General features: G+C 38.2%; 10 protein-coding genes. 5 read left to right on the top strand and 5 right to left on the bottom strand.

What is annotated here, in order from left to right; all coding sequences use genetic code 11:
• Positions 1–45: 45 nt before the first annotated feature.
• The 3 genes from trhO to V3Z67_RS05960 all read right to left on the bottom strand — a co-directional run bounded on the left by trhO (position 46) and on the right by V3Z67_RS05960 (position 3,516).
• Positions 46–1,389: an oxygen-dependent tRNA uridine(34) hydroxylase TrhO gene (trhO, locus tag V3Z67_RS05970; RefSeq protein ID WP_330442442.1), complete on the bottom strand. Its 1,344-nt coding sequence runs from the start codon at positions 1,387–1,389 to the stop codon at positions 46–48.
• A 116-nt stretch (positions 1,390–1,505) separates the two neighbouring features.
• The gene (locus V3Z67_RS05965) at positions 1,506–2,156 is read right to left on the bottom strand and encodes an HNH endonuclease (RefSeq protein WP_330442441.1); all 651 of its coding nucleotides are present in this window, start codon (positions 2,154–2,156) and stop codon (positions 1,506–1,508) included.
• On the bottom strand, positions 2,149–3,516 hold the full coding sequence (locus V3Z67_RS05960) for an AAA family ATPase (RefSeq protein ID WP_330442440.1): 1,368 nt from the start codon (positions 3,514–3,516) through the stop codon (positions 2,149–2,151). Before V3Z67_RS05960 ends, V3Z67_RS05965 begins: the two co-directional genes overlap by 8 nt.
• Before the next feature lie 143 nt (positions 3,517–3,659).
• Between V3Z67_RS05960 and recA the strand changes: the two genes are divergently transcribed.
• The 4 genes from recA to V3Z67_RS05940 all read left to right on the top strand — a co-directional run bounded on the left by recA (position 3,660) and on the right by V3Z67_RS05940 (position 7,617).
• The gene (gene recA / locus V3Z67_RS05955) at positions 3,660–4,664 is read left to right on the top strand and encodes a recombinase RecA (protein WP_330442439.1); all 1,005 of its coding nucleotides are present in this window, start codon (positions 3,660–3,662) and stop codon (positions 4,662–4,664) included.
• 103 nt (positions 4,665–4,767) lie between these two features.
• A complete protein-coding gene (locus V3Z67_RS05950) occupies positions 4,768–5,190 on the top strand; it encodes a hypothetical protein (protein ID WP_330442438.1) in 423 nt (140 codons plus the stop codon).
• A gap of 25 nt (positions 5,191–5,215) precedes the next feature.
• Positions 5,216–5,764 carry an RNA polymerase sigma factor gene (locus V3Z67_RS05945; RefSeq protein WP_035131519.1) on the top strand — a complete coding sequence of 183 codons (549 nt, stop codon included), beginning with the start codon at positions 5,216–5,218 and terminating at the stop codon, positions 5,762–5,764.
• On the top strand, positions 5,761–7,617 hold the full coding sequence (locus V3Z67_RS05940) for a hypothetical protein (RefSeq protein WP_330442437.1): 1,857 nt from the start codon (positions 5,761–5,763) through the stop codon (positions 7,615–7,617). Before V3Z67_RS05945 ends, V3Z67_RS05940 begins: the two co-directional genes overlap by 4 nt.
• Here V3Z67_RS05940 and V3Z67_RS05935 read toward each other — a convergent pair.
• Positions 7,614–8,750, bottom strand: coding sequence for a lycopene cyclase family protein (locus V3Z67_RS05935; RefSeq protein ID WP_330442436.1), 1,137 nt, complete (start codon positions 8,748–8,750; stop codon positions 7,614–7,616). The two genes, V3Z67_RS05940 and V3Z67_RS05935, sit on opposite strands and share 4 nt — an antisense overlap.
• Positions 8,751–8,815: 65 nt before the next feature.
• On the bottom strand, positions 8,816–11,170 hold the full coding sequence (locus V3Z67_RS05930; RefSeq protein WP_330442435.1) for a TonB-dependent receptor: 2,355 nt from the start codon (positions 11,168–11,170) through the stop codon (positions 8,816–8,818).
• 87 nt (positions 11,171–11,257) lie between these two features.
• Here V3Z67_RS05930 and V3Z67_RS05925 point away from each other — a divergent pair, with 87 nt between their 5' ends.
• Positions 11,258–11,911: a metal-dependent transcriptional regulator gene (locus V3Z67_RS05925; protein WP_330442434.1), complete on the top strand. Its 654-nt coding sequence runs from the start codon at positions 11,258–11,260 to the stop codon at positions 11,909–11,911.

The following is an 11,911-nucleotide window of genomic DNA, read 5'->3' as shown; positions in this document are numbered from 1 at the left end:
AAGCCTGCACATTGTACAGGCTTTTATATGTATGTGGTATATGTTTTATTCTGTTACCTTAAACAGCTTGTCTGAAAGGCGTATCCTGAACGGAACCTCAAAGGTAATTCTGTCACCTTTTACTGCAGTATTACCCTCTTTACCGTTAACAAACATTTTGTTTAAAACCAGTTCCTGCTCCCCTGTGCTTGGACCAACAATCATGATTTTATCTCCGGTGTTAAGTTCGTGGTTCTCTATGGTGAACTGTGCGATAGATGCTTTTGTAAAGTAGTGGTCTCCTTTACCAACAAGCACTTTTCTTACCTTTTTAACCGTTTTTGCCTTAGCAAGTGGCGTACTCGTTACGGCATCGCCGGTTTTCTTATAAGTCAGTTTCTCTGATTTTCCTTTTTTGAAGATCATGTTGCCGTTCATAATACCGCGGCGAAGTGCTTTTTGCTCCTCTTCCGGCATGTGTATTATTTCCTGGCAGGCTTCGCTACAGCAGTTTTCGCTGGCAGCCTTACAGTCGTCACACTGAATAAACAGTAGGTGGCACGCCTCGTTAGCACAGTTGGTGTGGTTGTCACACGGTTTACCGCACTGGTGGCACTGCGATACAATATCATCGGTAATACGCTCGCCTAAACGGTGGTCGAATACAAAGTTTTTACCAATAAATTTGCTGTCAATACCTTCGGCTTTTACCTGACGGGTGTACTCAATAATACCACCCTCAAGCTGGTATACGTTTTTAAAACCTTTGTGCTTAAAGAAAGCACTTGCCTTTTCACAACGAATACCCCCTGTACAATACATTAACAGGTTTTTGTCCTCTTTATGTTCGGCTAACTGATTTTCTATAATTGGTAGGGATTCCCTAAAGGTGTCAACATCGGGCTTAATAGCACCAACAAAGTGGCCTATTTCGCTCTCGTAGTGGTTACGCATATCCACTACTATGGTGTTAGGGTCGCTAAGCATGGAGTTAAATTCGTTTGCTTTAAGGTGTACCCCTTTATTGGTTACGTCAAAAGTATCATCGTTAAGGCCATCGGCAACTATCTTGCTACGCACTTTAATGGTAAGTTTCAGGAACGAAAGGTCGTCCTGCTCTACCGCTACATTTAGCCTAATGCCTTTCATGAAAGGATAGGTTTCTATAAAGTCCTTAAACTCATAAAAATTATCGGCAGGAAGCGAAAGCTGGGCGTTAATACCCTCTTTAGCCACGTATATCCTACCTAAAACCTCCAGTTGGTTCCAGGCCTTGAACAGGTCGTCTCTAAATTGTTGCGGATCTTGAATGTGCGCGTAAGCGTAGAAAGACAGCGTAAGGCGCTGCTTGCCCGATTGCTCTATAAGCTCGGCTCTTTCTTCGGCGCTTAAAGTGTTGAACAGTTGCATGCTATACAAAAATTTAAGTTTCAGAAAGTTATGTGATATCTATGTATCTATGTTCCCGGCTCTAAATGGAAGAACCGGGCGGCAAAGATAGGGAAAAGATTAAGTATAATAGCTTTTTAAATGAGAATCAACATTTTTTTAAATTTAGCCAGCATATACATTCTTTTTATAGAATCTTTTTCTTCAAGGTATAATCTCATTAATTCCGTAACTTCTAAATCATTGAAAATAGGAGTTTCATACCCTAATTTATGAAGCTTTCTGTTTAATTTACAAAAAACGATTGTATAGCCTCCTTTAGTTGTTTTGTCGATATAATATCCATTTATGACTAATAAGTGGTCTGTGAATTTATCAAAGTGAGGATGTATAATTTTGAAAGAGGAAGATACTCTTGGGTACCTTTTAATACCTTTTTTTGTAATATCAGGTACATCATTTAAAACCTCTTGGTTTCTTTTTATTTCATTACAATCTGCACAAATAACACATAAGTTTTTTGGTTCGATAATAAATTTAAGATGTTTTGATTTTGGGACAATATGTTCAACCTGTGCGTTTCCAGCAGAAACTAAAGAAATTAATTGATTACAATATGCGCATTTTCCAGACTGTTCTGTTCTGTAATAATCTCTTATGTCTGATCGGATGTCAGTGATATCATCATCTTGCCAATTTTTATAATCAGCTTCAGGTATTAAAAATTTTTTCTCTAGTCGATCTTTAAATTCTCGACTGAAAATATATGGATTTGAAATATCAGGCATATTTTTTATATAATTCAAATAATACTGATGTCAGCTCTTTTACAGGGTCTTGGTCTTCTAGTGATTTATAAGATTTTTTTAATATCTCATAGTTTTTTATATCATCACTATCAAATATTTTGTTTTTACTTACTTTAGAAAAAATTGTGAAAGCAAGTCTGCTTAAATATTCGTTTTTATATCCAGGTGACTTAAATACATTAACAAGTTGATAGTCTATAGAATTGTTAATGTATTCTTTAGCGTTTTTAATAGATGCGTCTTCCATAGAAATAACAAAACAATTTTTTGGACTTAATTTTGAAATTATTTGTGGAGAGTGCGTTGCTATGATAAAGTGGCAATTTTTAAATTTAGAAAAAGTCTTTGTTAGAATTTGAATATATTTCTCTTGCCATTCAGGATGTAAACATACTTCAGGTTCGTCAATGCAGATAATAGAATTGTTAGTTATTTTGCTCGCAATACCTAATATACTTAAAATAACACTTTGTTCGCCAGAGCTTGAATCTTTTATTGAGTAAGTTGATGTTCTGGATAATTTAACTAATCCGATATCTCGGAGTTTGAATACTCCAGAGTGGATTAAAAATATAATTTCATCAAGAGACAAACTTAATTCTGATTCTAATGCTATTTGGTTTTCATTTAATGTGATATTTAGTGATTTATTATATCTATATTCAAATGAGCTGTGTAATAATTTGTATAGCAAATATTTGAAATATTCGTATTTTTCTCTGTCAATTTCACCATGCGTGTTTAAAAAAAATCGCTTATTAGTCGTTTTAATATTTATTTTGGTAAATAAGTGTTCGTAATAAGGACCTTTTTGGTATAAAATTTCTTCGATTGAAGATTTGGATATATTGGCGCTAAATCTAGTTTTAATAGAATCTTTATAGCCTAGATAATTTAAAACTTCAGCAATATTATCCCAGTGAATAGATTTTTCGTAAATACTTTCGATTAATGAAGATATTATTTTTGACATGTAGGAAAGACCAAAATTCATACTAGATAAGTCTCTTAATCCTAAATATGTATAACTTTCTATATCGTTTAATTTTCTAGTTAAAGGAAACTTATCGAAAGGGCTGGATGAAACTGCAATAATTGATTGTGGAGGAATATCAAGGCTTAGAAGGGAGTGGGGCTTAAATTTAAAGCCTAATTCATTTTCGTTGAAAAATTTATCATTATAACTATTGAGTAATTCAGAAACTATTGAACTTAATAGAGTACTTTTTCCAGTGCCATTTTTACCAATGATCGTGGTGAAAATGTTTTCATTTTTTTCTAAATCATTATATAAAAGAAGTTGATATGCTTTATCTCGAAATATAATTTTATCGATCATAAAAAGGTAAGGTTTAAATTCCGATAAATCTACAAAAAAAATTGTAACATTTTTAAAAGAAAATTTTCATATAAGATTTTTTTCTATTAATATTGTTACGACAAAAAAAAGCACTAATTTTACTGGAAATTAATAAGCAAAACATGAGCGGAGATAAAGAAGCCAAATTAAAGGCACTGCAGCTAACGCTGGATAAACTGGATAAGGCATACGGTAAAGGTACGGTAATGAAACTGGGCGACCAGGCCGTAGAGGAAGTGGAGGTTATCCCTTCGGGATCGCTGGGTGTAGACCTTGCCCTTGGGGTAAACGGGTACCCGCGCGGAAGGATAATAGAGATATATGGTCCGGAATCATCGGGTAAAACAACCCTTACCCTGCACGCTATTGCCGAAGCGCAAAAAGCCGGTGGTATTGCTGCGTTTGTAGATGCCGAGCATGCTTTTGACCGTCATTATGCCGAAAAATTAGGAGTAGATATTGAGAACCTTATTATATCACAACCGGACAACGGGGAGCAGGCACTGGAAATTGCCGAAAACCTTATCCGTTCGGGTGCTATTGATATTGTGGTAATTGACTCGGTTGCGGCACTTACGCCAAAAAGCGAGATTGAAGGGGAGATGGGAGATTCAAAAATGGGTCTGCATGCACGTCTTATGTCACAGGCGTTACGTAAACTAACCGCTACCATCAGTAAAACACACTGTACGGTATTCTTTATTAACCAGCTGCGTGAAAAAATCGGAGTTATGTTTGGTAACCCCGAAACCACTACGGGTGGTAACGCACTTAAGTTTTATGCTTCGGTAAGGCTTGATATTCGTCGTTCATCTCAAATTAAAGACGGTGATAATGTAATAGGTAACCGTACTAAAGTGAAAGTTGTGAAAAACAAAGTAGCGCCACCATTTAAAACTGCCGAATTCGATATTATGTATGGCGAAGGAGTAAGCAAAACGGGTGAGATACTGGATCTTGCGGTTGAGTTTGACATCGTTAAGAAATCAGGTTCTTGGTTTAGCTACGGCGATACAAAACTGGGGCAGGGTAGAGATGCTGTGAAGTCCCTGATTAAGGACAACCCTGAACTCGCCGATGAACTGGAAGAGAAAATTAAAGAGGCAATTAAAGCAAGTGTTGCCTAAATAAAGTTAAAAACCCGAATAATTTCGGGTTTTTTTTGTGTTTAAACGCAACCTTTTGCGCATTTTAGCATCATATTTGTATAATAGAATTGAAAAGGTTTTTATGAGAAAGCTTGTTTTGTTTTTTGTTACTTTATTTTTAATCACTTCATGCTCAATGGACGAGGATAATCCGCAGTTCCATGTGCAGTTTGTACCTGCCGTGGAAGTAACTATGCCGGAATACTTTGTGCACGGAGAAACCTATGAGATAAATGTAAAGTACAAAAGGCCTACAGACTGTTATTTTTATGATGGGTTCTATTATAGTCAGGATGGTAATGCGCTTGTAATAGCTGTGCAAACACTGGTTATTGAAGATGCTAATTGTGAAAGCCTTGAAAGTATGGAGCCCGAAGAGGCTTCGTTTACGTTTTCATGCAATCCGGATTATAACGGAACGTCATACCTGTTTAAATTTTATACAGGTAAAGATGGCGACGGACATAATACCTACATGGAGATGGAGGTACCGATAGCACAGTAGTAATAATTGCTAAAATATAAATCTATTGGGGCTTGAGCAGATAATACAGGATTGCCAAAACAACAGTATTAAGGCACAGGAGCAGCTTTACAGGCTTTTTGCCTCAAAGCTGTTTGCAGTATGTCTTAAATACTCGCGCAATTATGAGGATGCTCAGGATAATTTGCAGGACGGGTTTCTGCTCATATTTAAAAAAATTGGCCAATACCGCTTTCAGGGTTCATTTGAGGGATGGGCAAAAAGGGTAATGGTAAACAACGTTCTTCAAAAATACAGGACAGAAGGTGTTGTAGAACTGGTTAATGAAAACATTCCTGACGAGGAAGACAGTCTGGAGATTGAAGATGATTCGGTATCCATGGATTTTCTCCTTTCAATAATACAGCAGCTGCCCGACCGGTACAGGATGGTTTTTAACCTATATGTGACAGATGGATTTTCGCATAAGGAAATAGCAGAGATGCTCAGTATAACAGTGGGAACCTCTAAATCAAACCTTGCCAGGGCAAGAATAATATTGAAGGAAAAAATTGAAGCTCACAAGAGCGGGACTAAAGCACAGTCGGCAAAATGAGTGAAAAGAAACACATAGACAGATTATTTCAGGAGAAGTTTAAGGACTTTGAGGTAGCTCCGCCCGACGAGCTATGGGGAAAAATTGAAGCCGAACTTCAGCCTGAGAAAAAGAAAAGAAGAGTTATACCTATATGGGTTAGGCTTGGCGGTATTGCTGCAGCCCTAATAATAGGTATGCTGCTTACGCTTCCGTTATTTACCGGTGGGGATAAAGATGGTATTGATACTAACACCAACAAAGTTGTATTAGACGGTGCTAAACAAAACAAACAGGATAATAACAATAATAGCATAGTGCCTGCCACTGATGCCGAAAATGCCGTGGTTACCTCAAGTGATGATGCGCCAGATAATACTACTGTAAACCAGAGCGGGCAAAATGGTTTTGGTTCTCAAAGCAATAGTGCTGCCGAACAGGAGGGTGGTAATAATTCAAACAATGCAAATACTAACAATAGCCTTATTAATACTGATAATACTGTAATTACCAATAGGAATAACAGTCGTAATAATACAGTTGCTTATGATAATAATACAGCAAACAAGGCAGGTAATAAAACAAATTCGACTTCAAATGCTGATAATGTAGGGAACGCCAATAACCGTAATGCGATCATTACAGAAAACGGTATGCCTGCCACTCAGCAGGAGGCTAATCGTGCTGTTGCGCAACAAAATAACAATAGCAGGATTTCAGGTTCAGGTAATGATAACGGAGGTGTTTCTCCTTCAAACCAGGAGAGGAATAACAGTAACCTGACCGATACTAATGGTATTATCAATAGTGGTAATGATACCGGAGTTGCGGCTAATGATGAAACACAAAATCAGCAAAATGCTAACGGTGCTGTATCGGGTAACGATACAAACGCAAATACTATTGGCAGAGAAAATAATCTTATAAATACCCAACAGGGAGAAGATTTACTGAATAATCAGATAAATGCACAAAATAGCGAGTTGGCAGATGCTACTGATGAAACCGATACAACTGCAGTTGCTGCCGAAACGGAAAATGAACTGGATAAATTACTTCGTGAACAGCAGGAAGGTAAAGATGAAGATGAGGCTATAGCCGATGCCGTTAAAAACTATAAATGGAACATAAAGCCGCAGGTAGCTCCGTTGTTTTATAACTCTATGTCGCAGGGTTCACCTATTGATGCGCAGTTTGCATCAAACAGTAAAAACTATGATGCCGATATGAGTTATGGTGTAGGTATTGACTATGCGATTACCGACAGGCTTTCGGTACGTTCGGGCATTAATACTGTAAACCTTAGCTATGCCACAAATGATGTAGCCTATTATGCTTCCATGAATGGAGGTACAAATAATATTGCAGCAGCAGGAAGAGCTGCTAACATTGTAGTGCAAAGCCAGAATGTAGCGCCTAATAACGGAGATGTACAGGGTGTAATTGCCAGTGGTCCGGGTGCGGGCACGTCAATTACATTTGCATCCAATATTTTTTCTAACCAAAGTTTTGAAGGGCAAATGGTACAGAAAATGGGTTATATAGAGGTGCCGCTGGAAATGTCATACAAGTTATTGAAAAGTAAGTTCGGGATTAATCTTATAGGCGGATTCAGTACGCTTTTCCTTAATGATAATAACGTAAGTGTTATATCTAATCAGGGATATAGTACTGAGGTGGGTGAAGCCAGTAACGTAAACAGTGTAAACTTTAGTACCAACTTAGGGGTAGGGTTTAAGTATAATTTCTGGAACTCATTTGAAGCCAGTTTTGAACCAACATTTAAATACCAGGTAAATACCTTTAGCGGAAGTTCGGGTAACTTCAAGCCTTACTTTATTGGGTTGTACTCGGGTATCAGCTTTAAATTCTAAAATATATTTCTCATGAGTGCCTTTACAAAAAGGCCCTTCGGGCATGTAGCAATTACCTTTAGGTCTTCACTAAATGAGGTTTCCTCATCAAGGAACTTAAATATAAGTGAGGCTTTCCCTTTTTTAAACATAGCCGAAAATATACTGCTCCCTTTTTCATTGCTGCGGTACAGTATATTCAGTAAAAGCAAGTCGTAAAACCAAAAATGGTTCTTTTTATAGAATTTCCTGAAATCAGTTTCCTTATCCAGGAAATCAATCAGTTCCTCTGTTTTCTTATCGGTATTCTTAAAGGTATAGCCTGTGCTGGCTTTGGTCCATCCTCCGGCGCTGCCTATATTCAATATGTTTTTAGTATTGTTTTTCCAAAACGGATAGGAAGTCATAGGGATGCAGCCTTTTTCGGTTTCGGTAATTTCATAATCTGTAATACCAAGGTTGAGAAGGTACTCCTTTATAGCGGTATCATATTCCTTTTCCGGTAAAAGATGTTCTGAGAACAGGGTGTATTCCAGTAAGGCTGTGTTAGGGGAGTTGGGCAACACATACATAAACCTTGTGTTTCCTTTTTGCGGAATACTGAAATCCATAAACGTTGCTTTACTTTCGTCAAAAAAAGGCATCTTGGTTTTTATAAACCAACCTTTAAAGTGTTGTTGTAAAACCGGATATTTCCCTTTTGCTGCGGTTTGAGGATTGTAAATACTATTAAACAGTTTATCGCAGGTGTAGTTTTCAGTTTTGGTATTTACCTGTACATGGGTATCATAATCAGTAAAACCGGTTACCTTTTGTTGTACAATGTGTACGTTGCTGTAACTAGTTAGTTTAGAAAGTATATGGCTGTAAAAGCCGATCCCCTTCACCATTTTGTATTTGTAACTCCCGAAATCCAATTCCTTTTTAAAATCTTCACCATGAAACCAGGCACTGTCCCATTGTTTGCTTACAATGGTGTCCCAATTGCCGTTTTCTTTTTCCCAAAAGCACCAGGTTCGGTCGTTTTGCTGTTTGCTGCTACTGTCTAAAAGCAAAATGGGTTTATCGGTCAGCTTTCCTAACAGTGCCATTTTATAGACAGTCATGAGGGCAGAAAGTCCGCTTCCGGAAAAAATGTAATGGTAATGTTTCATAAATAGGCTTATCACGATAAAAGTATGAATTTATCCTGATAAGCCCTGAATGTTATTGGGGGGAATTATAAAAGGTTTGTCCCTATTTTAAGACCAATAAATATAGTTCTTGGTCGACCCGGACCATAAATGTAACTCGCATCACGGTTAGCGCCAAGATCAAAATCTTTTTGATAGGCGTTAAATATGTTTTGTATACCGGCACTCGCCTGTAGCTGAAAGCCGTCCTGCAAATCAAAAGTATAGGAGCTTTTCCAGCTTACCTCAAAGAAACCTTCAGATTTGTAAAGTTCGTCACTGGCGATATATCCTTCATAGTGGGGAACATACATGCTTCCGGTATATACAGTGGTTAGATTGTTTTGAAACTGTTTTACCGGGGCATAAGTGGCAATCATGTTGCCATAAAAGTTTGGGGAACGGAAAAAGTTCTTATTGGTATTGTTAGCCGTGTCGCTCCAGTCTACCGCTTTTTCATACATGGCTTTTTGAATAGTAGCTCCTGCCTGAAACTGCCATTGTTCATGCGGAGCCAATTTTCCTTCTAAATTAATACCATATACATTTGCTCCGGCACCATTTCGTTTTTCCCAAATCGTTTCCTCTATCTGTTCCAGTATAAAGGGATTGTTCAGTCGGGTATAGAATACCTCAAACGTAGCTCCTGCTTCAAGATGCTCGGTAACTTTACTCCAGTCAAGAGAGGTAAGAAAGCTGTGTGATGTTTCTGATTTTAAGCCGTCTGATAATCGGATAAGACTTACTTCTCCGGCAGCGATACGGGCGTGAATGTCTTCTGAGAAAACCTGTGGAGCCCTAAAGCCTTTGGCGTAGCTGGTGCGCCATTGCAGGTTCTTTTTAAGATCATATAATATACTAACACGCGGGTTTATAATCACATCTTCCTGAGCTGCATTATGGAAATCGGCACGTAAGCCTCCCAGTAACTTTAGCCTTTTATTTACCTGCCATTCTTCCTGAACATAAATGCCCAGTATGTTTAACTGCTGATCTACAAAAGCATTATACCCCGGTTTACGGTCGGTCATATGTTCGCTTTTATATTCTGCACCTGTGGTAAAAGTACCTCTTCCGCCTAAAAAGCCAGGTTGGGTGTGTATCCACTGCCCTCCGGTAATATAAGTGGTTACCTGAGTGTTTCCATAACCACGAATACTCTCCTCATAATCTATATTCCCGAAAGTATCATCTACCCTTCCGCCATAAAAGTTTTCATTTTTTGACTGTTGTGCATTGGCATACAGGGAAAAGCTATTATCCAGATTGTCGTTGGTAAACTCATAGGTTAATCCGCCGCCTGTCATTTTAGAGCGTATCTGTTCAGTAATATCCGACTGGAAAGGCTGCAGGTCTAACTCATTACCGCCACGTCTAAACTCATTAATAGTATGGAAGTCCACAGTAAGTTTACGACGGTTCAGGTAACGGTGAAAGGCTTTAAAACCAAACGTTCGGTTTTCCATACGGGTGATTTCGGTAAATCCATCATCGTTAGCATCATACGGATTCCTGTCGCGCAACATCCCGAAAAACTGAAGTCCAAGTGTAAGGTCTTCATTAAGCACGGTTCCGTTAAGGGATAAAGCCTTATCGGGTTGTTTACCATCTATAAGTCCGAAGTGGCTGTTTACTTCAAAATTATTCTCTACAGGGTCTTTGGTTATAATGTTTATAGTACCTGCAATAGCGTTAGATCCGTATAATGCCGAACCACCACCACGTACTACCTCAATGCGTTCAATCATATTGGTAGGAATCTGGTCCAATCCATAAATACCGTTAAGTGCCGAAAATACCGGGCGGCTATCCAGTAATATCTGCGAATAGGCTCCGTCCAGTCCGTTCATTCGAACCTGACTGAAACCACAGTTTTGGCAATTGGTTTCCATGCGTAGCCCAGGTTGAAAATTCAATCCCTCCGCAAGGCTTATTGATTCGGTTTTCTGTAATATCGCCGAGTTGGTAACCGTAACAATAACAGGGGCTTCCTGTCGTCTTTGCTGTTTTCGGCTGGCGGTAATCACTACCTGGTCTAAGTTAAGGGATGAACTTTCCACATCCACATTCAATACAGTATCACTATTGACTGTAATAGTTATGCTTCTTTCTTTGGTTTTATATCCTACAGATGATACTGTTATAGTATAATTCCCTTCCGGCAGCTTTATGCTGTATTTTCCGTTTTCGTCGGCAGAGATACCATTTCCCGTTTCCTTTACATGCACACTGGCAAAAGGCAGGGGATTTCCTTTTTCGGTAATCTGCCCTTTAACGGTGCCTGTTCCCTGTGTTTTTTCAACAGGAGTGCTAACCTTACTTTGAGGCAAAGCACTTGCTTCTTCCTGAGCCCAAGAAAAAAAGCAGGATAATATTAAGGAAGAGTAAATTATTTTTTTCATTTAACAAACTATATTTTTAGACAAAACTAAAAATGTTTTTCAACATAACAAATTAATTATTTATATTTGTTTAATAATTAACGTGTAATGACATATTCTGAAGAAAACTACCTTAAGGTTATTTACCATTTATCCATTGGTAATAACAAGGGTATTACTACCAATGCCATCGCTAATGAAATGGAGAGTAAACCGTCTTCTGTAACCGATATGGTGAAGAAACTTGCTGAAAAGGAGCTTGTAGCCTATAAAAAATATCAGGGTGTTTCACTAACTGACAAGGGAAGGCAGCATGCTATGATGATTGTGAGAAAACACAGGCTATGGGAAGTGTTTCTGGTAGAGAAGCTTGACTTTTCATGGGACGAAGTGCATGATGTGGCGGAACAGCTGGAGCATATAAAATCAGAAAAACTTATTGATAAGCTTGACGAATTTCTGGACTTCCCAACGGAAGATCCGCATGGTGACCCTATACCCGACCGTAACGGTAAAATAGCCAAAGTGGAAAAACAGCTGTTAAGTGAAACCAGCCTTAATACTAAAGTGATTTGTGTAGGCGTTAAAGACAGTTCTTCTTCTTTCCTTCAATATTTGGATAAGCAGCAAATAGCATTGGGATCGGCTATAGAGATTGTATCCCGCGAACATTTTGACCAGTCACTTAGCTTAAAAGTGAACGACAAACCGCTTAGTGTTTCTAATAAAATTGCGGCCAACCTGTTTGTAAAACCATTGTAG

The organism is Flavobacterium sp. C4GT6 (assembly GCF_036347315.1).
Taxonomy (GTDB): Bacteria; Bacteroidota; Bacteroidia; order Flavobacteriales; family Flavobacteriaceae; genus Flavobacterium.
This window is presented reverse-complemented; position numbering and strand designations above follow the sequence as displayed.

What these genes read in the sequence shown, in the direction of transcription:
- V3Z67_RS05950 (WP_330442438.1), top strand. Translation starts at nt 4,768, where the DNA reads ATGAGAAAGCTTGTTTTGTTTTTTGTTACTTTATTTTTAATCACTTCA.
- V3Z67_RS05930 (WP_330442435.1), bottom strand. Translation starts at nt 11,170, where the DNA reads ATGAAAAAAATAATTTACTCTTCCTTAATATTATCCTGCTTTTTTTCT.
- V3Z67_RS05965 (WP_330442441.1), bottom strand. Translation starts at nt 2,156, where the DNA reads ATGCCTGATATTTCAAATCCATATATTTTCAGTCGAGAATTTAAAGAT.
- V3Z67_RS05935 (WP_330442436.1), bottom strand. Translation starts at nt 8,750, where the DNA reads ATGAAACATTACCATTACATTTTTTCCGGAAGCGGACTTTCTGCCCTC.
- V3Z67_RS05925 (WP_330442434.1), top strand. Translation starts at nt 11,258, where the DNA reads ATGACATATTCTGAAGAAAACTACCTTAAGGTTATTTACCATTTATCC.
- recA (WP_330442439.1), top strand. Translation starts at nt 3,660, where the DNA reads ATGAGCGGAGATAAAGAAGCCAAATTAAAGGCACTGCAGCTAACGCTG.
- V3Z67_RS05940 (WP_330442437.1), top strand. Translation starts at nt 5,761, where the DNA reads ATGAGTGAAAAGAAACACATAGACAGATTATTTCAGGAGAAGTTTAAG.
- trhO (WP_330442442.1), bottom strand. Translation starts at nt 1,389, where the DNA reads ATGCAACTGTTCAACACTTTAAGCGCCGAAGAAAGAGCCGAGCTTATA.
- V3Z67_RS05960 (WP_330442440.1), bottom strand. Translation starts at nt 3,516, where the DNA reads ATGATCGATAAAATTATATTTCGAGATAAAGCATATCAACTTCTTTTA.